The 20,591-nt window shown below is 42.1% G+C and carries 18 protein-coding genes and 1 tRNA gene; 6 read left to right on the top strand and 13 right to left on the bottom strand.

Annotated features, from left to right (window positions below; all coding sequences use genetic code 11):
* The first annotated feature begins 1 nt into the window (after position 1).
* The 5 genes from PQG45_RS01620 to PQG45_RS01600 are packed head-to-tail and all read left to right on the top strand — an operon-like array spanning position 2 to position 4,323.
* Complete coding sequence (locus PQG45_RS01620) at positions 2 to 298, top strand: YtxH domain-containing protein (RefSeq protein WP_315575834.1); 297 nt, start codon at positions 2 to 4, stop codon at positions 296 to 298.
* Position 299: 1 nt separating this feature from the next.
* Positions 300 to 746 (top strand): DUF1573 domain-containing protein, encoded by a 447-nt coding sequence (locus tag PQG45_RS01615; RefSeq protein ID WP_315575836.1) that lies wholly within the window; start codon positions 300 to 302, stop codon positions 744 to 746.
* A 4-nt stretch (positions 747 to 750) separates the two neighbouring features.
* The gene (gene yajC / locus PQG45_RS01610; RefSeq protein ID WP_315575838.1) at positions 751 to 1,050 is read left to right on the top strand and encodes a preprotein translocase subunit YajC; all 300 of its coding nucleotides are present in this window, start codon (positions 751 to 753) and stop codon (positions 1,048 to 1,050) included.
* A 1-nt stretch (position 1,051) separates the two neighbouring features.
* Entirely contained in the window at positions 1,052 to 2,476 is a 1,425-nt protein-coding gene (coaE, locus tag PQG45_RS01605) for a dephospho-CoA kinase (protein ID WP_316070181.1), read from the top strand.
* Positions 2,477 to 2,514: 38 nt separating this feature from the next.
* Complete coding sequence (locus PQG45_RS01600) at positions 2,515 to 4,323, top strand: DNA polymerase III subunit gamma/tau (RefSeq protein ID WP_316070180.1); 1,809 nt, start codon at positions 2,515 to 2,517, stop codon at positions 4,321 to 4,323.
* 1 nt (position 4,324) lies between these two features.
* Here the strand turns inward: PQG45_RS01600 and PQG45_RS01595 are convergent, their stop codons facing one another.
* The 11 genes from PQG45_RS01595 to PQG45_RS01545 form a co-directional block, all read right to left on the bottom strand.
* Complete coding sequence (locus tag PQG45_RS01595) at positions 4,325 to 5,581, bottom strand: glutamate-5-semialdehyde dehydrogenase (RefSeq protein WP_316070179.1); 1,257 nt, start codon at positions 5,579 to 5,581, stop codon at positions 4,325 to 4,327.
* A 24-nt stretch (positions 5,582 to 5,605) separates the two neighbouring features.
* Positions 5,606 to 7,177 (bottom strand): CotH kinase family protein, encoded by a 1,572-nt coding sequence (locus PQG45_RS01590; RefSeq protein ID WP_316070178.1) that lies wholly within the window; start codon positions 7,175 to 7,177, stop codon positions 5,606 to 5,608.
* A gap of 73 nt (positions 7,178 to 7,250) precedes the next feature.
* Entirely contained in the window at positions 7,251 to 10,283 is a 3,033-nt protein-coding gene (locus PQG45_RS01585; protein WP_316070177.1) for a hypothetical protein, read from the bottom strand.
* 35 nt (positions 10,284 to 10,318) lie between these two features.
* A complete protein-coding gene (locus PQG45_RS01580) occupies positions 10,319 to 11,308 on the bottom strand; it encodes an NAD(P)/FAD-dependent oxidoreductase (RefSeq protein ID WP_316070176.1) in 990 nt (329 codons plus the stop codon).
* A complete protein-coding gene (gene cmk / locus PQG45_RS01575) occupies positions 11,295 to 11,981 on the bottom strand; it encodes a (d)CMP kinase (protein WP_316070175.1) in 687 nt (228 codons plus the stop codon). Before cmk ends, PQG45_RS01580 begins: the two co-directional genes overlap by 14 nt.
* Positions 11,974 to 12,696 (bottom strand): alpha/beta fold hydrolase, encoded by a 723-nt coding sequence (locus PQG45_RS01570; protein WP_315575851.1) that lies wholly within the window; start codon positions 12,694 to 12,696, stop codon positions 11,974 to 11,976. Before PQG45_RS01570 ends, cmk begins: the two co-directional genes overlap by 8 nt.
* Before the next feature lies 1 nt (position 12,697).
* Positions 12,698 to 13,213 carry a hypothetical protein gene (locus tag PQG45_RS01565; protein WP_316070174.1) on the bottom strand — a complete coding sequence of 172 codons (516 nt, stop codon included), beginning with the start codon at positions 13,211 to 13,213 and terminating at the stop codon, positions 12,698 to 12,700.
* A gap of 1 nt (position 13,214) precedes the next feature.
* On the bottom strand, positions 13,215 to 14,468 hold the full coding sequence (gene clpX, locus PQG45_RS01560) for an ATP-dependent Clp protease ATP-binding subunit ClpX (protein ID WP_315575855.1): 1,254 nt from the start codon (positions 14,466 to 14,468) through the stop codon (positions 13,215 to 13,217).
* A gap of 3 nt (positions 14,469 to 14,471) precedes the next feature.
* Entirely contained in the window at positions 14,472 to 15,179 is a 708-nt protein-coding gene (locus PQG45_RS01555; protein ID WP_316070173.1) for a ClpP family protease, read from the bottom strand.
* A gap of 132 nt (positions 15,180 to 15,311) precedes the next feature.
* Entirely contained in the window at positions 15,312 to 16,652 is a 1,341-nt protein-coding gene (locus PQG45_RS01550) for a trigger factor (RefSeq protein WP_316070172.1), read from the bottom strand.
* Positions 16,653 to 16,718: 66 nt separating this feature from the next.
* Positions 16,719 to 16,803: transfer RNA gene (locus PQG45_RS01545), tRNA-Leu, on the bottom strand.
* A gap of 222 nt (positions 16,804 to 17,025) precedes the next feature.
* On the opposite strand from PQG45_RS01545, the gene PQG45_RS01540 reads away from it, so the two are divergent.
* Entirely contained in the window at positions 17,026 to 18,714 is a 1,689-nt protein-coding gene (locus PQG45_RS01540; protein ID WP_316070171.1) for a sodium:solute symporter, read from the top strand.
* On the opposite strand, the gene PQG45_RS01535 is transcribed toward PQG45_RS01540, so the two are convergent.
* Together PQG45_RS01535 and PQG45_RS01530 are read right to left on the bottom strand one after the other, a co-directional pair.
* Entirely contained in the window at positions 18,689 to 19,261 is a 573-nt protein-coding gene (locus PQG45_RS01535; RefSeq protein ID WP_316070170.1) for a peptidylprolyl isomerase, read from the bottom strand. The two genes, PQG45_RS01540 and PQG45_RS01535, sit on opposite strands and share 26 nt — an antisense overlap.
* A gap of 106 nt (positions 19,262 to 19,367) precedes the next feature.
* Positions 19,368 to 20,576 (bottom strand): MFS transporter, encoded by a 1,209-nt coding sequence (locus tag PQG45_RS01530; protein ID WP_316070169.1) that lies wholly within the window; start codon positions 20,574 to 20,576, stop codon positions 19,368 to 19,370.
* Between the last annotated feature and the right edge of the window lie 15 nt (positions 20,577 to 20,591).

The following is a 20,591-nucleotide window of genomic DNA, read 5'->3' as shown; positions in this document are numbered from 1 at the left end:
TATGAGTAGATCATCAAAATCCTTTTGGGCATTTGTTGTAGGAGCTGCTACAGGAGCCGTGCTTGGTATTCTATATGCACCTGATAAAGGTGAGAATACACGTAGCAAATTGTATTTCCAATTGAATAAATACAAAGAACAATTGACCCAATTGATTAATGACATCGTGGACGGAAAAGAAATTCCAGAAACCATGGCGAAATCAGAAGGCAAGAAAGTCGTGAACGACACGAAAATCAAAGCAGAAAAATTGCTGGAGGACGTGGAGAAAATGATGAGCCAAATCAAAGCAAAATAAGATGCTTCGTCTTTCGATTTATTTGGGAGCCTTTGTTTTGTTGTTGGCCTGTACCAATAAACAAAAAGACTCACTGAGTGATGCTGAAAATGCAATTCCAGTAGCTTTGCGCCCAACGGAAGAGAAACGTCCGCAAATGGTCTTTGACCAACCCTTGGTTTACCTCGGTCGAATTACCGAAGGAGATAGTATATCATATACCTTCCATTTTCGTAACAAAGGCAACCTACCCTTGCAAATTAGTTCCGTGAATTCCTCTTGTGGTTGCACGACACCCAAATGGTCGAAGGACCTAGTTCAACCCGGCAAAAAAGGATTTATCAAAGTCACATTTGATTCACATGGCAAGGAAGGGAAAGTTCAAAAAACCGTTACCGCCTATGCAAATACCTTACCAGCCGACAACATGGTTGCGTTTAAAATAGAAGTTTTACCTCAAAAAAAATAGTCCTATGTTATTATTAGAAGCCAATCCACAAATCATGCAAATCGTCCTTTTCGGAGGTATTTTTGTGGTGTTTTATTTTTTCATGATTCGTCCACAACAAAAAAAGGCGAAAGAAGCACAAAAATTTATCAGTGAATTAAAGACAGGTGACAAAGTGGTTACGATTGGTGGAGCACACGGAAGTGTTGTATCGATTCGTGAGAAAACCATCGTTGTAGAAGTAGATTCAAGCAAAGGAGTTCGTATGGTTTTTGAAAAATCAGCGATTTCCAAAGATGCGTCATCTCGTTTAACGGAAGAATAAAATGAACGAACAAGGCCTGAAACCCTTTATTGGCATTACAGGCGGAATAGGATCCGGCAAATCAACGATTTGTCGGATTTTTTCTATCCTAGGAATTCCTGTTTTTGAAGCTGATGTCCATGCGCGTAATATCTGCGATCAAGACCCCGAAGTTAAAGCCGCGATCCTGGAGGAATTTGGATCCAGAGCCTATCTTCCTGATGGTACCTACAATCGTCCATGGATGAAAGGCCTTTTGCAAAAATACCCCGGCGACATTCAAAAACTCAATGCGATTATCCATCCCGCTGTTCGACAAGCGGCTGTAACTTGGTTGGAAAATGCGCCGGATTCACCATTCTATCTATACGAATCCGCACTGATAACCGCTCGCAACAAACCGGAATTACTCAAGCAACTGATTGCCGTGAGCTGTCCATTGGATGAGCGCATTCAACATATTCAAAAAAGAAACAAATCATCCTACATGGCAATCATGCAGATGATTGATTTACAACCGCAACCTGAACAATACCAACGTGGCGCTGATTTCGTCATAGAAAATGGCAAAAAAGACCGCGTTTGGCCTCAAATCGAAAATATTATGAAAACTTTAAGCTGTTTTTTAGTATTCCTTTTATTAGGCTTTCAAAGTCATGGACAAATCAAAGCCATGACCTTTAACATTCGCTTAGATACCGAGTCAGATGGTCAAGACCAATGGAAATACCGTGCAAAACATTGTGCGGAATTAATCCAATACCACCAGGCGGATATCATTGGAATGCAAGAAGCCTTCGTACATCAAATCAAGGATTTTGCGAAAGCCTTACCTGATTATGCCTGGTTTGGAAAAGGTCGTGATGACGGCAAAGAAGCGGGCGAATTCTCTCCCCTATTTTACAACAAAGCGAAATTCAAACTCATCCGAGAAAAGACATTTTGGCTTTCCGATTCCTGTGAAAAGGTAGGATTTGGTTGGGATGCCGCATGCCGCCGCGTCGTCACTTGGGGTGAATTCAACGAAATCAAATCAGGTAAGAAATTCTTCGTTTTCAATACGCATTTCGACCATTTAGGCAAAATTGCACGCCGAGAAAGCGCGAAATTAGTTCTTGCCAAAGTAGCCGAAATCGCCGGGAAATCACCTGCCATCATCACGGGCGATTTTAATGCAACACCCGACGACGAACCGATTCAAATCATCTTAGCTAAGGCAAATCCTCAGCACTTGATCGACGCAGAATCCATTAGCAAAGCAGGACATTATGGCCCTTACAGTTCATTTAACGGATTCAAACAAGAACAAGAAGGTAAACACATCGACTACATTTTTGTCAAAAATGGGGTCACGTGTAGCCAACACGCGACGCACTCAGAAACTTGGGCCAGCCGTTTCCCAACGGACCATTTTCCTGTCAGCGCAATCTTGCATTTACCCAACTAGCTTATTGGAATTTGCACACGTAAAAGTTAACTTGCAGTATGGAAAATTTTATTGTTTCAGCGCGAAAATACAGACCTACCCAATTTGATTCGGTCGTTGGCCAAAGTCACATTACCACCACCTTAAAGAATGCCATCAAGTCAAACCACTTGGCACAGGCCTTCTTATTTTGTGGTCCGAGGGGCGTGGGAAAAACAACCTGTGCACGTATTTTAGCGAAAACAATCAATTGCGAAAACATCGGAAACGATGGCGAAGCGTGTGGCACATGCCCATCTTGCCAATCTTTCCAAGACAATACTTCCTTAACGATTCATGAATTAGATGCGGCATCGAATAACTCAGTAGACGATATTCGTAACCTCATTGATCAAGTACGTTATCCACCTCAACGGGGTCGTTATAAGATTTACATCATTGATGAGGTTCATATGCTTTCAGCGGCGGCATTCAACGCCTTTCTGAAAACATTGGAAGAACCCCCATCCTATGCGATTTTCATTCTTGCCACGACGGAGAAGCATAAAATTTTGCCGACCATTCTGTCGCGTTGCCAGATATTCGATTTTAATCGGATTCAATGGAAAGACATGGCTGACCACTTAGCCAATATTGCACAAAAGGAAAATATTCAAGCAGAACCATCTGCCTTGGAATTAATTGCAATCAAAGCCGATGGTGGTTTGCGCGATGCGCTATCCATGTTTGATTTGAATGTCACATTCTCGACTGATAATGCATTACGTCATAAAGATGTGCTTGAAAACTTGCACATCCTAGACAGTGATTATTACGTGAGTTTGACGAATCACTTGATCCAACAAAATCATGTAGAGACACTCGTTTTATTGGACGAAATCATGCGCAAAGGTTTTGATGGCCAACAATTCATCAGTGGATTCATGGAACATCTTCGAAATTTGTTATTTGCCAAAGACCCTCAAACCTTGGCATTAATGGAGATTTCTGATGAAACCCGTGCAAAATTCAAGCAACAAGCCGAATTAACGAGCACATCCTTCTTACTTTCCGCGATGAACATTTGTTCAACCTGTGAGAGTAATTACAAGTCGGCAAAAAACGCCCGACTCCACCTCGAACTCTGCTTACTGAAAATCAATTATTTACCATCGGTTTACCAACTAGCCACGGAGGGCGGTACCGGAAAAAAGCCTGAGCCCCAAGCTAAAAGCGCTGGGGCCACAACACAGACAACTGTTTCAACACCTCCAGCCATCGAAGTAACGGCAGCACCCGTGACGGAAACTCCTGTTGCCGTTAGTGAACCCGCGCCTGCGACTGTACCTACGCCTGCGCCTACACCCGCAGCTGAAGAACCAAAACCTCAGGCTAAACCGGTTACCCAAATACCGGCGGCGGGCCTTAGTGGATTACGCTCGAGTAAGAGTGTCATTAAACCCAAGGCACAAGAAGATGAGGTAAAAGAACAAGCGGTAGCGAATGATTTCAATAATCAAGATTTTGATTCAGCCAAATTATTGGGCGTGTGGAATGAGATTGCACAGAAATTCAAAGATGCGAATTTGATCAACAAATTTGTGATGATGGACCGCCCGATTGAATTAATCGATACGGTTGCACATATCAAAGTAGAAAACGAAGTTCAGGTCCAACATTTCAATGAGCAATTGCGCATGGAAGTATTGGGCACTTTACGCGAACGTCTTCAAAATTATGCGATTGATATCGTTTTGGATGTTACTATCCAAGAAAATGGCGACAAAAAGCTCCTTTACACACAATCAGACAAGTATGATTTCTTGGTTCAAAAGCATCCAATCTTGGGTGAATTGAAACAAAAACTAGGCTTAGATCACGAATTCTAGGCTATCGAACCTGTCCAGCTCCTTGAATTACCCATTTTTCCGTCACCAATTTCTCCAAAGCAAATGGTCCTCGGGCATGTAGTTTTTGGGTGGAGATTCCGATTTCAGCACCTAAATCGAATACACCGCCATCGGTAAAACGCGTCGATGCGTTCCAATAAACGGCAGCAGCATCAACGGCCTGTAAGAATACTTGCGCCTCTGAAGCGTCCTCCGTCACAATCGCTTCGGAATGCCTAGAAGAATATTGATCGATGTGATTCAAAGCCTCTGCCAAGTCATCGACTACTTTTATTGAGCAGGCAAAATCCAAGAATTCCCGACCAAAATCAGCCACCTCTGCACGGTGCAAAAAAGGATATTGAATAGCTTCCAATTCAGCAAACGCGGCGGCATCAGCGAATATTTGAACCTGATAGGATATAAAATCGGCCGCAACTTTTTGCACAAATGACTTACATTGAGAGCGATGAACAATCACCGTATCCAACGAATTACAAACGGATGGCCTCGAAACTTTGGCATTCACAACAATAGGAACAGCCATTTCAAGCTTTGCACTTTCAGCTACATAGGTATGGCAAACGCCCGCTCCTGTTTCAATGGTAGGAACTAAAGATTCCCGACGAACCCGTTGGATCAAGGCTTCGGACCCACGTGGAATAATCACGTCGATGTATTTAGCAGCTTGAAGTAAGGTCGTGACGTGCGAACGATCCGTTGGCAACAAACGCACAAGATCAGCAGGCAATTCTTGCGACAGGAGCGCTTCATGAATTAAACCAACCAATACCTGATTCGTAAACCAAGCATCCGTCCCACCGCGCAATACAGCGGCATTTCCTGAACGAATACACAAGGCAGCGACATCGATGGTTACATTGGGACGAGATTCGTAAATCACGCCCACTACCCCTAAGGGCACAGAAATCTTCTGCAATTTTAAGCCATTGGAAAGAACCTTATCCAGTAAAACCTGTCCGGAAGGATCAGGCAAGGCAGCCACATCGTGTAAACTTGCCGCAAGCGCTTCTATACGAGCCGCTGTCAACAACAAACGATCGCGCATAGGATCTTGTGGATCCATTTGAGCCAAATCCTTCGCATTTTCCCCAATAATGATGGGCGTCTGCTCAATCAGTAATTCGGCCAAGCGATGCAAAACTGCAATTTTCGTACGGGCATCCGCGAAAGCTAATTGCGTAGAAGCCTTACGCGTGACGGCCAATAAAGGTAAAATATCAACGGTTTGAGACATAGGTAATAATAATAAGAGTAGACGCTAATCCAAACTTTTAACAATCGGAAAACGGTATAAGATTGCATCATCCTGCAGGATAGCGATGACATACCGACTAGGTGCAAGCGCTGAAATATCCATTGGAATGAGTTGAGGTCCTTTCACCTGCGAACCCAAGGCTTTCTTCAATACAGATCGACCTAAAAGATCAAAAATTTCTAAGTTGAGATTCCCATTTTGCTGTAGCGGAAATTCCAATTGAATCAATTGCGAGGCTGGATTTGGGAAAGCACGAATCGAAACTTCCGATTCATTACCCAAAATAAGCGTGGCATCTAACCGAGCAATTGCAGCATCTAACCAAGTAATACGCGCAGAAATCCAATTCTCCATCCAAAATAACTCTTCATTCGCGTTATTTCCTACATAATAATTAGGCCATACTTTTTTCCCATACAAAGGAAAGCGACCAAAGTTTCGTTGCATGGGATCTTTCAAGGCTACCGTCGTAGAATCCATGAATTTAAATATCGCCTGAGGAGTCAGAGTCGTTTTCCGCAAACTACTCCAACGACGCTTCACCGAATTTACAAAAACAGAATCTTTCATCAACTTACCCCACCAAAAAGGCGTCTGGAAATAATCTGGCGTACCTTCCGTCAGCTCTAGTTTATTGTACACCCAACCCTGAGGTAAATAACCATCGTAATAATCTGCATTTCCGAAAGACAAATTATAATCCCAAGCTGGCCCCATCGTTAATTTCCCGCCTTTTGAGTCCTTATCCTTATGAAAATAGGTACTCAGTCGATAACCATCCACGTTCCTACTCAGCTCATTCAACAAGAAATAATTCACGAACGAAGGCATGTCCATCATGGACCGGTAAGTCGTCGTAGCCTTCAGTGGCTGTTCTTCTTGTAAACTTTTCTCAAATGTGTTTACATAATTCTTGATGTAGGTGAATTGTTGGGTCGTTATATTCTCCGACTTCGGATATTCAATTTGGAAAAAGCTCTTTTCAGTCCCTTTCCCAGATACATAGGCACTATTCCAATTGCGAGATACAGCTCCACTTGTTTTATCAATCTTGACCAAATAGCCACCCGTTACGGTATCCCCAGCATTATCTGTAGGGGTTAAATCTGCGATATCCAGACGATTTCCACCCTGCTTAATTTTCTCCATCAAGACATAAATTCCCTGATAGGCATCATTTAGTATCACTTCGACATACCGCGTTTTTGAATGCTGCAAGCCAAATTGACTAGCTAATTGTTGGGCAAGAACATCTCGCAAAAATGTTCGATCATTGTACGAAGCATTCAGCACCCAATCAGACTCAGCGCCAAACTGAGCGATAGGCAACTTCACGGCTGTCATGGATAAAGAATCTGCCCAAATTTCAAAGCCATAGGGTTTTTTAACCAAACCTGGCAGGAAATACCAATCACCCTGAGAAGAACTTCCACGGTATTCTATACCCGCCCAAAAAACAAATGTTGGCTTGTCGGTCAATTGATTTAATTGTCCTTTCCCTCGATCAAACAAGGTAAATTTAGCCGGTATTTTAGGCTCATCTACGATCGTTGCCCCTTTCGTATTAATTTGCAAAATTGGCAAATTAGAAACCGACAGGCTTTGTGCGAATAATTGAGACTGTACAAAAAGGAAAATACAAAGTAATCTAAAAGTCATGACCTAGCGTTAAGTACGTAATAGGCGATTTAATTTCATCGTTTTCTATGCCATAAGCATAATCCAACTTGACAAAATAACCAACAATGTTGGCTCGGGCACCTACCCCATAACCAAATAAGAAAGGATTTCGAAAATCAGTCACCGTGGCCTGGAATGGATTGGTATTCCCACCATAGGTATTCGTATTAAATCCATTTGTCCGAGAAAAAGGCGTTGCACCTGTCCACGCACTGCCCATGTCAAAGAAGCCCAGCATTTGGAACGTATTCAAAAATTGAGATTTAGCATAACTTGGTCCTAACAATGATTTCAAGGGAACACGTAGTTCTACATTCAGAAGCAAATGACTATTCCCTGCCAACTTATTCATTTTGAAACCACGAAGTGATGTGGCAAAATCGCTCATGAATACATCGCGTTGGGCTATTCCAGCTGTCCCCAAGGGATTTTCTTTATTTTGAATCTCACGATCGATAAACAACCAATTATCCATCCCGCCTAATAAAGTTTGGGTGGCTGCATTTCCTACGGCTTGTGATGCGGAAAGTCGAGTGGCTAAAAACAGACTATTCGAAATTTTTAAATACCTCCGCGCATCTAAATTGATCCGTGTAAAGGAAGATTTTTGCATGGATTGTTGGAACTCAATACCCGTAAATAAGCGAAATCCCGTTTGCAGATTCTCAGCAACATGAACCGTATTATCAAAAGTATAAGCAAGTCGCCCCCCCACATAAGAAGAAACATTTTCAGGCGTACTCACATTGTATTGATCGATTGCCCGATTATTCGTAAACATCCCGGAAACACTAAATTTACTCACCAACGTAAATGGGTAAACAGCCTTCAATTCCACGCGATTATAACGGATTTTTTGAGATAAAATCTCCGTTTCCTGATCTAGTATCTTCCGATCAACCCGCAATGTCCAATCGACCCGATTGGCCAAGTAATTATATTCCCCCCAAAGGTCAACATTCTTGATGTTCGCAGATACATAGGACCCCACTTTAAACAAATGATTTTCTAACAAATCATTCATTTTCAAATCCATACTATACCCTAAGCCACGGATAGGATCAACTTTAAAACTACCTTCGGAACCGTTGAGAACCAACGAATTTTGGTAATCCAAAGGACCTATTAATCGATTCGTATCTTTTCGTAGACGCAAGGCTTGTTGGCGCTCAATACGTGATTTTCGCACATCCGTGACCCGTCTATTTTCATCACTTGGTATCGGTTGAGCTAAAGCACTTGATGTATCCGGTAACATAGGATACCACAAATAGCTTGGGATATTCGCGAGCGACTTACCTTCAAACTGTTGTACTTGCTCTGTCAGAACCGACCGATTTTGCACCAACAATTGATCCCCTGCCCATCTGAAGGCTGACCAATCTCCTGATTTTACAATGGTTTGATACAACTTTTGATCCGCGGCATGATAGGATACTAATTCATTCCCTGCTGGATTTTCATTCAGAAAATAAATCAAGGAATCCGAAATAGGTCTGACATTTCGAATGGTGCCTTTATGCATAAACAGCTCCTTCGCATTGGCTGGATCTTCCGCTCGCCAATGTTTCATCACAAACAAACCCTTTTCTTTTAAATAGGTACTATCCGAAATTCGATCCGTCAAATAAATAACATCCCCTTCATTCCCCCACCAATGCGCTTCGGATTCCTGATTGGAATCTTGCGTAATGGCTGAAAGACGATTCCGACGAATATCATAGATACCCACATCAACTTGGCCGAGTTTAAAGGATCGAACCAACATCCGTTGGGCATTTGCATTTAATTCAAAATCTAAAAAACGAATGTCCCCTAAATTACGTTTAGAGGCAAGCTTTAAGTTCTGCTTCGTCCACTGAAAAACATGAAGAAAACTTTTACCCTCTTGATTCGCTAGGATGTATAAATCTTGATTTGCAGCCCATTGAACCAAAGGGGATACACTTGTTTCTTTGCGCAAGGGATCTTTTAATCCTGTACGAAAGATTTCCTTTGTTGAATTACCTAGCACCGATCTTAACATGACGCGGAATCGGCCCGAATCATCTAGTAGATATACAAACCATTTACCATCTGGACTTAGTTGGACATCACGAATTTGTTCGCCTTTCGTCATATCAAAAGACAATAATGTCTTTTGAGGAACAGGCTGCACATTGACTTCATATTGCTTCGCTTCGCTGACATAAAACTCAAACCATTCTTTCAGGAATTTAGCAATAGGCTTTCGAAGTGTACTCGAAATACTCGATTGTTCATTTCGAATAATACGCGTTAAGTTGACAATATTCCCAATTTGGTTCGCACCATAAACCCTAGCAATGTAAGACCAGATCGATTGACCTAAATATTCGGCTTCTATACCGCGTGCCAAAACAGGTTTCCGAACTTTATTCGCAACGACTACCTGAAACATGTATTGATTCATAGCAGGCGTTTCGCCAGCAGCGAGGTAAGCCGACAATCCAGACGTAAACCATTCGGGCACTGACAATAATAAAGAATTTTGCAGTGCATCCTTGATGCTACCCCCGTACAAAATATCATGTAAATAAACCTGAGAAAGCTGCTTCAGCAAGTTCAGCCTATATTCTTGGAATTGGTTTTGGTATGCAATTTCAATCCGGAACTTTGCCCGATTTTCGTCTGCCGCCTCTTGTGCATTCGCGTAACTAATTCCACTATTTGACTGGGCTAATTCATTTCCCGAGGGATAGACAAAAATACGCGTCTTTTGATAAGGCGTATAGGACAACAAATTCGTAATGCGTTGATAATCTGCATCCAATAGCTGTAAAGTCGTTCGAGCTAAAGCCTCATTTTTGCCAAAATAATAGACCTCAAAATTTTGATTCGCAAGATACTTCCAGGCAAATTTTTGATGCTGAATGCGCGTCTTATCCCAAGCACGTTGGCTCGGGTAAAAATCTTGTGCTTGCAATTGCTGTGCAAACAGCAAAGAACACAAGCCCAATAAAAGCAAACGGAAAAAGCGCATCCGATAGAATTTTACACGAAATCAAATTTAAGGATTTATACCGAAAATAAATGCGAATAGCGACGAATTGAAACATCTGCTTGCAGTTCTTTTTCACCCAAGATATCTTGTGTAAAGGTATGCGCAAAATAAGGACTTAAGGATACACCTTTAGAGCCAAAACCATTGAATATTCCCCGATTATTTCCGGAAAGCATCCCGACAAATGGCCTGCGATCTTGCGTTGCCGGTCGTATTCCTACGTAAGTATCTAAAAGTTCATAGTTCGATACACCCATGCTAGTCAATTTACCGAAAAGTTCTTCGCGTGACGATGCGGTAGGCGTTTGTGTGAATTCATCCCAACGGTACGTCGCGCCCACTTTGAACGCGCCATCCGGCAATGGGAGGATAAACCCATTTTTGTTTAGAATACAATCGCGGGAAGGTTCATTCGATTGAAAACGAATTAATTCACCCTTAGCAGGAAGGAAAGGCAATTTATTCCACAAGGGATTTTGCGTAGCGTGAAAACCTTCGCAAAAAATAACTCCTTCAAAATCCATGGCATCTGCCACTTGGAATGTTTTGGCGGCGTAAATGCCCTGCTTCTCAAAATAGTTTTTCGAATGACGTAACAAACTAGCCACATCCACCCAACCGGCTTGCTTGACCCAAACCCCGTCATCGGTCCAAGTCAAAAAATCATGGTTGATTTCCGACTTTCGATCGAGCAACCATTGCTTCATTTCTGCATTCGCAAAGGGACGAAACAAAGGCATCGGATAAAAAAAAGAGGCGTTTAAAGTCTTTTCGAGTTGTTGGTAAAAAGGAAAAAGATAATCAAACAACTCATCAGCTAGCCACGTTTTTTCAAGTTTACGGCCTGTAACAGGATTAAAAATCCCACCAGCAGCATAAGAAGAATTAAAATGTATGGGAGAATCCCAAATCTGAAAAGGAATATTGGCTTGCAGGAAGTGATGCGCGAGGACAGTTCCTGCGACACCTTGGCCAACAATCAAATAGGGCTTACTTATTTTCACGTTTGACACGTTCAACCTGTGCTAAGACAAAATCAACTTGTTCGTCCATGCTTCGAAATGAGGTATCTAAATCGATGGCATCCTCCGCGCGCTTCAATGGACCTTCTTCCCGATTAGAATCAATCTCATCGCGCATGCGTAAATTTTCAATAATATCTTCCAAAGGCAAGTCCTCGCCTTTTTGCAAAAGTTCTAGTTTACGCCGCTGCGCACGAATATGCGGTTGTGCAGTCATGAAAATTTTCACCTCGGCATCTGGAAAAACGACGGTTCCCACGTCCCGACCATCCATCACAATCCCTTTTTTCTTACCCATCTGCTGCTGTTGTGCTACCATGGCCCGACGAACAATGGTTATCGCAGCCACTTGACTTACCATTTCAGAGATATACATTTTTCGGATTTCCACCTCAACATTCTCCCCATTTAAGATGGTATCAGACGCTTGTCTTTGTTGGTTAAACTCGAAAGTTATATCAATATGTTGCAAGGCATCTGCCACGGCATCTTTGTTGGCAAGATCAATTTGATTGCGATGAAAATACAAAGCAACGGCACGGTACATCGCACCCGTATCCACAAACGCATAATGCAATTTGGCAGCTACACGTTTGGCAGTTGTACTCTTTCCACAAGAAGAAAAGCCATCCAAGGCCACAATAATCTTAGGCATGAATCTCGTTGATAAATTGGTTAATCGCAGCGTATGTTTCCTCGGGTGCTTCATAACAACCCTGGTGCGCAACGCCCGATAAAATTACGTATTTATGTTGGTCTTTCCCCGCCAACAACTCAACGATAGCTTCAGTTGTAATCAAAGGGTCTTTTTCGCCCAACACAAATAAGGTCGGAATGTCCGTTGACCGTACAAAATCCTGCAAATCTTCGCGAACTTTCATCGCTAAAGTGGAAGCGATTAATCCCGTTTGATTTAATTGGGAATAACGATTTGCAAGCATATCCATCAATTCTTGATGGGATTCGACAAAATGTGAGGCAAATAAATTAGCAACAAAAGACCGAATAAACTTCTCGGATCCATGTTCTTGAATAAATGCTGCCGTCTTATCGCGTTGCAGTTTCTTATCTGCGGAATCTGCAACAGGCGTTGAATGGAGCATAATGATTCCTTGCACTTGCTGAGGAAACTGCTTGGCCAACTCCAATGCGATGTAACCACCCATGGAATGACCTATCAAAATAAAGGATTGTTCTTGTGGAAGAGTATCCACTATTTTTCGGGCATATTCGGCAATCGTCAAACAATCCGACCAATCCGCATAATTGGGAATATGCAAGGTTTGATTAGGAAAACGACCAGGAATAAAATCATCCCACATCCGAGCATCCTCGCCAAAACCGTGCAACAAAACCAACGATGGCCTCATCCTAATAGGTAACCAAAAGTCCTACAATGGTGAAACATAATCCGATGAGTGCAGCGAGTCCTCCAACAAAGCCTAAACCGAAAACAGCTAAAACAACACCAATAGCCAATAAAGTCAAACCAATTTTCAATTGGGGTGCCCAATGCTTAGGTCCCTGTGGATTAGCCTTATAATGCTTAAACGAAGCTTTTTTGACGTAAGACTTTACAGGACTTGCATCTAAAATTCGATCAATATGCAAAGAAGCGGATTCTTGTTGGGCTTTAGGTGCAACCGGAGCAGCAACCGCCGGCAAAGATGCCTCGATACTATTTTGTTGCACATGGTGAGGAGCAGGTTGATTAACGTTATTGCTTGGAACTACCTCATTCATCACACGCTGTTTTTCAGCTTCATTTACGGGAGCTTTTACAGGCTCCGACGATACGGGCGTAGGTGCGAAAGCGGCGACAACCGCTTTTTTCGCGCAAGAACTAGCTAATAAAGCTAGTATGAATAATAATCCGATCCTTTTCATATTATGCGACAACTTTCATTTGGTGAAAAACGGTACGTTCGAATTTCGATTTAGCATAGGTCAAATCAATGGTAAAGTCAGTAAGCTCCGACTGCGAAGGAATTTCAAACATCGCATCCGTCATGATTGCTTCCATAATCGAACGCAATCCACGTGCACCTAATTTATATTGCATCGCTTGCTCCACAATATAGCTTAACGCCTCAGGTGAAAAATGCAAGGCTACACCTTCCATCGAGAATAATTTCTCATATTGTTTGACCAAAGCATTCTTAGGTTCCGTCAAAATTGATAACAATGCCGTCGCATCCAATGGATTTAAAAATGTTACGACAGGCAAACGACCCAATAATTCAGGAATTAAGCCAAAAGACTTCAAATCTTGCGCCGAAACATACTTCATGATTTGATCCTTCTCGAAGGAATCATGGAATGTATCATCACCTGAAAAACCAATCGGACGCGCATTTAAACGCTTCGAAATATGGCGATCGATTCCATCAAAAGCACCTCCACAGATGAACAAGATGTTTTCTGTATTTACGGCAATCATTTTTTGATCCGGATGCTTACGCCCCCCTTGTGGCGGTACATTAACAATCGAACCTTCCAATAATTTCAATAAGGCTTGTTGGACCCCCTCCCCAGACACATCACGTGTAATCGAAGGATTATCCGATTTACGGGCAATTTTATCAATCTCATCGATGAACACAATACCACATTCAGCCTTCTCCACATCGTAGTTGGCTGCTTGAAGCAAACGTGTTAAAATCGTTTCCACATCCTCCCCCACATAACCTGCCTCCGTAATCACGGTCGCATCTGCGATACAGAAAGGAACTTGTAATTTTTGCGCAAGTGTTCTGGCTAAATAAGTTTTACCCGTACCTGTCTCACCTACCATGAGGATGTTTGATTTTTCAATCTTCACATCATCTGCGGATGCGGGTTGCATCAAGCGCTTGTAATGATTGTAGACCGCCACAGAAAGGTGACGTTTCGCCTCTTCTTGACCGATGACATATTCATCCAAATAGGCTTTTAGGTCTTTGGGTTTCACCAATTCAAATTGATGATGAGATGCAGATGCCACGGGTGCGCCTAACTCCTCTTTGATAACCTCATAGCCTTGCTGGATGCAGCTATTGCAAATATGTCCTTCGATACCCGACAACAACATACCCGCATTGCTTTCAATCACCGATTTAGCTCGGCCACAAAAAGAACAACTTACTTTTTTATTACTCGCCATGAATTATACCGTACGGGTTAAAATCTCGTCAATCAAACCATATTCTTTGGCCTCAGCAGCTTTCATCCAATAGTCACGATCAGAATCACGCTCGATTTCCTCGAATGATTTACCAGAATGCTTCGCTAGAATCTCGTACAATTCTTGACGAATTTTCACGATTTCACGGGCAGTGATTTCAATATCGCGTGATTGACCTTGAGCTCCACCTGATGGTTGGTGAATCATCACACGCGCATGCTCTAAAGCTGAACGTTTTCCAGCTGCACCACCGGCTAATAAAACAGCACCCATGGATGCAGCTAAAGAAGTACAAACGGTCGCTACTTCTGGACGGATGTAATTCATTGTATCATAAATTCCCAAACCAGCATAAACTGATCCACCTGGGCTATTGATGTACATCACGATATCTTTTTTTGCATCCGTTGATTCCATGAACAACAATTGCGCCACGATGATATTGGCCATGTAATCATCCACAGGAACACCCATGAAAATGATACGGTCCATAATCAAACGCGAGAATACATCGATTTGAGCGAAACGCATCGGGCGCTCCTCAATGATGTATTGTGTCATGTCTTCAATTTGGTGCAACGGACGATCGCCGATGTGATTCATGTATTGATCAACCGCTAAGCCATTCAAGCCACGGTGATGTACGGCATATTTACGAAACTCTTCTCCTGACAATTCTTTTGGATACATAGGATTCAATGTTTAAAAATCAAATTTAAAATATTTTGGCATTAAATACGCAAAACACAAATGTACGAACCTTAGTTCACAGAAAACCCCGCGAAGAGCGGGGTTTTCAAAAATATTGTGACAATTCTAAAATTAAAGCGCCGCTGCGATTTCTTTAAATTTATCAACATCAATTTTAGTCGTTTTGTTTGGAATATTTTCCACAATCGCATTCGAAACTTTATCCGAGAATGCTTGATTGTACAAGTTCATGAAGTTATCTCCTTTCGACTTGTCGCTCAAATAACCCATTGCAATTTTCTCAATCATCTCTTCGATACCCGGTTGGTCTGAAGATAAATAACCACCAAACTGCTGACGAACCATATCTTTCGCTTTTTCAACTACTTCTGGGTAGTCAACTTTCACGTCAAATTTCTCAGCGATTTCGTTTTTGATTAGGTTCCAACGGATGTCACGCTTCACATTATCAAAATCTTGATCAATTTGCTCCGGTGTGAATTTACCTTCGTTGATACGAATCAACCAAGTACGTAAAAATTCTTCTGGCAAATCAATTTTAACAGATTCTAAAATCGCTTTTTCAGCATCGATGCGCAATAAATATTTCGCTTCGCGAGCATAATTTTCGCCTACAATCGTCTCAACTTCCGCACGGAATGACTTCTCATCCGTTGCTTTTCCTGGTCCTAAAACCTTATCGAAAAATGCTACATTCATTTCAGAAGGCACTTGACGCGTGATGTCTTCTACCACGTAAGAAACCTCACCTTTCAATTCTGCAACCTCTTCTTCTTTCTTTCCTGTTGCTAATGCCAAAGCTTTCGCATCAACAAATACTTTATCGATCGCAAATTTCAAGGTATCCCCTTTCTTAGCGCCGACAAATACTTTCTTAGATTTATCTTGAATCGCGTGCATTGGGATAGCTGATTTCTCAACCCAGTCACCTTGTGTAAACGTTCCAAAAACTAAATCACGATCTTCAACCGACTCTGGATGCGTTTGCTCACCAAATTGCTTTTTCAAGTTTTCGATGGTCTCGTCAATCTCCTTTTTATCGGCTTTAATTTCGTAGGATTGAATCGCTTTCATTTTAGCTAAGTCCACCGTGAAATCACCGTGAAAACCTAAATCATAGTGAAAGGTAAATTCTGTATCTTTTTCCCAGTCGATCGCATCTGCTTCTTCTACAGCTGGCAAAGGCTCACCTACTAAGTTTAATTTATTTTCTTTGATATAATCACTTACGGCATGACCCAATTCGTGATTAATTTCATCCACCAATGCAGACTGACCATACAATTTCTTGATCAAAGTAGCAGGAACCATGCCTGGACGGAAACCTTTGATCGATGCCTTCTTACGGTAATCTTTCAATTTAGCTTCAACTTTCTCTTTGTAATCAGCCTCTGTTACAACAACAGTCAAACGACCTTGTAAATCACTTGCTTTATTGAGTGAAATGTTCATATAGAATTATTTATTTATTCAATTAAAAAAAGCCCTCAAAAACCTAACGGTGTTGAGGGCTTGCCTTGGTACGGGTGGAGGGACTCGAACCCCCATGCCTCGCGGCGCCAGATCCTAAGTCTGGTATGTCTACCAATTCCACCACACCCGCGTAATTTGGACTGCAAAGGTAAGAAGCAAAATGTATTATTCCAATAGGGCACCCAAAATAATCAAGGATTTATGTGTAATTTCAGGGCACTAAACCTTTGTCATGGAAACTGAACCCCAACAAGAAGTCCCCAAATGGGCTAATTGGTATATATCGCTCGGATTATTTCTGTTAGGACTTATTCTGTTCTTTATCGTTTTCAGCTACCTATATCAATAAGAAATGACGCTCATCGATTGGATTGTATTACTAAGTACCATTGGCGGAATCGTCTTTTATGGGATTTACCGTGGAAAACAGACAAAACACTCCTTGCAAGGTTTCTTACTGGCCGATCGTGAATTACCCTGGTATCATGTCTTGTTGTCGGTCATGGCAACCCAAGCCTCAGCCATTACTTTTTTATCAGCTCCTGGCCAGGCCTACACGGATGGAATGCGCTTTGTACAATTCTATTTAGGATTGCCCATTGCCATGATTGTGCTTTCGGTCACCTTCATTCCTAATTATTACCGACTAAAAGTTTACACAGCCTATCAATTTTTAGAACAGCGATTTGATTCCAAAACACGCATTTTAACAAGCTTATTATTTCTGATTCCTCGAGCCTTGTCGACGGGAGTTACCATTGCAGCCCCTTCCATTATTTTATCAACTTTATTGGGCTGGAATTTATCTTGGACCAATGCCATGACGGCAGCGCTCGTGACGACTTATTGCATGATGGGTGGATCAAAAGCAATTTCTTACACCCAAATGTTACAGATGTCGGTGGTTTTAGCTGGTATGTTTCTTGCGGCGGTGTTGATCATACATCAATTACCCGAAGAGATTGGCGTTCATGAATCTTTGCTCATCGCAGGTAAAATGGGCAAGATCAATTTGATTGACTGGAAATTTGATATCAATAACCGCTATAACATTTGGTCGGGGATCATCGGTGGATTTTTTCTCCAGCTTTCTTATTTTGGTACAGACCAAAGCCAAGTAGGCCGCTACCTTTCCGGGCAATCGGCTACCGCGAGTAAGAAAGGGCTGCTATTAAATGGATTCCTAAAAATCCCAATGCAATTCTTGATTCTACTCGTGGGGATTTTCGTATACATCTTTTATCAGTTTCAAGAGGCTCCTATATTTTTCAATAAGAATTCGGAGCGATTGTGGAGCCAACAAGCGAATTACAAGCAAGTAAGTACGGAGCATCGTCATGTGTTTGAAGTTAAAAAACAACAGGAAATCGCTTTGGTGAAAGCCATTAAAACCCATGATGTTGCCAAAACTGAACAGCTACAGACATCCATTCAAGATTTACAAGGAAAGCAAAAGGATTTACGTAGCAAAGCCGTAACCGAAATCAAAAAGTCCCACGCAGATTTTGAGGAACAGGATACAAATTATGTATTTCTGCGATTTATCACAGACAACCTGCCCGTAGGGATTGTAGGCTTTTTAATTGCTATGATTTTATTAGCTTCCATGGGTTCCATGGCGTCAGCTTTTGGATCGCTAACATCTACGAGCATGGTGGATATCTACCAGCGGTTTATGAACACAGAGGGCTCAAACCAACATTATTGGTGGGTGTCCAAATTGATTACGCTAGGCTGGGGAATTCTGTGTCTGATTGTTGCGCATTTTGCCGTCAATATGGGGAGTTTAATTGAGGTCGTCAACATCCTCGGATCTTGGTTTTACGGCACAATCTTGGGTGTCTTTTTATGTGCCTTTTATTTACCCCGCACCTCAGGGAATCAAGTATTTTGGTCGGCGATTGTGGCGGAAGCCATCGTGATTTATGCCTGGTACATTGATTTGATGGCCTTTTTATGGCTGAATGTATTGGGGTGCTTATTAGTCATGGCCTTCGCAGGCATTTCGAGCTTGATTAGTCCTTCAACAAAGACAGCGTAAACTTGACGGGAATCACTGGTTTTTCGTCAAAAGACCGTTGTTTTTGCATCGAATCAATGACCGCCAAGCCTTTTGTAATCTTGCCAAAAACGACGTATTGCTTATAAAAGCGGGCAGCCTGCTCCGTATTGGTCACGATAAAAAATTCCGTGGGCGATGATGCCTTTTGAGGATTTCCTTCATCGTAGCGCGCCATGGCAATGGTTCCGCGTTCCGGCTTCAGGTGATCAGGGTATTCCGCAGGCACCAGATATGCCAAACGATCCGCGAACTCTCCCCCACCCTGCATACCTATTTCATAGACATTTCGATAAAAATAGCGGTCGGTGAAATAACCCAGCTTGACTAAGCGCACGAAATTAATGCGATGTAAAGGTGTTTCTTTCGCTAATGTAATCTCAAAATTTCCGATACGCGTTTCACCTAAAATCTTGGTTTCGGGATATTCATTTTCTTGCGCGCGTAATGCTTTTTCCACTTGGGATGGATCCACATTGTAATCGGGTTTACAGGCAAATAGAAACAAGCAAAAAAACAAATACCGCATACGCACCTAAGCTTTGGCAATCCTTGAAGGTTTGCCAAAGCTAGTTGGAAATGGGCACAAAAAAAAGGGAGCTCCGGCTCCCTTTTTAAAATTATCAAGGAATTGATTAAGCATGTTTCGTCTTCTTTCCGAAGAAATATAAACCTGCAAAAGCTACGATCAAAATCGATGGGAATAATACCATTTGTGCCATTGTCGCTTGTCCAGCCGCTAAAGCCACTGCATCACCCGTTAAAGTTTTTGATGCCTCAGCTGTATTAGCATCTAACCACTTACCGATGATCGGTTGGAAAATAGACGTAGCAAACATCCCCATACCACCCATGATCGAAAGACCAAAAGCACCTGTCATCGGAATGTTCTCAGCCACATAACCAATCATTGTTGGCCAGAAATAACATACACCTAATGCAAAAATAATCGCTGAGATATACACCATTTCACCTGTAGCAGAGCTCATCAAATAAACACCGATGGCTGTCAAAATAGCCGAAACTAATAATACACCACCCGCATCTAATTTGTGAACGATAGGTCCTGCGAAATAACGACCAACTGCCATTAAACCTGTTACGATAGCTAAAATGATCATGGGGCTTGCACCTGCTTGGCCCATAATAGGTCCAATCCATTGCTCAGGACCGAATTCAGAGATTGCAGTCAAGGCCATACAAGCCAACATAAATAAATACAACGGAGAAAGCATCGCCTTGAAGTTTTCGCCTGTAGAAGCACCACCTTCCACTTTCGCAGCTGGGAATGCTTGACCGAAGAACAAATACGCATAAATCACAGCAGGAACTAAGATAGCTGCGATTTGCAATTGCCAACCCATGTTGGCACCTGTCATATACTGAGATAAAAGTGTCGCGATTACGATACCTCCTGGGAACCACATGTGGAAACGATTCAACATTTTTGTCTTCTCTTTTCCTTCGAACATGTCGGAAATCATGGGATTACAAGCTGCTTCAACAGTTCCATTACCGAAACCAACAAAGAAAGTTGATAATAATAATGACCAAAAACCACCAGCAAAAATGGTCATCACTAAACCGATAACGTGTGTAAAGAAGGCAACCCAGATGATTTTCTTTGGCCCTAGAACATTGTACAAAGGTCCACCGATGATCATAGCGATAGGGAAACCTAAAAATGCCATTTGATTCACATAGCCTAATTGTTCATTGTCTAATTGGAAATCTTGTCCCAATTGAGTTAAAACCCCCGCACGAATTCCAAAAGCCATGGAAGTAGTGATGAGTGCAAAACAGGACGCCAAAAATAAACGATTGGCATTAACAGTTTGATTCATAATAGATTAGTTTTA

Origin of the sequence: Aquirufa regiilacus (assembly GCF_032470275.1) — a bacterium.
GTDB lineage: Bacteria > Bacteroidota > Bacteroidia > Cytophagales > Spirosomataceae > Aquirufa > Aquirufa regiilacus.
Note: the sequence above shows the minus strand (reverse complement) of the source record. Positions and strands in the feature narration are given on the sequence as shown.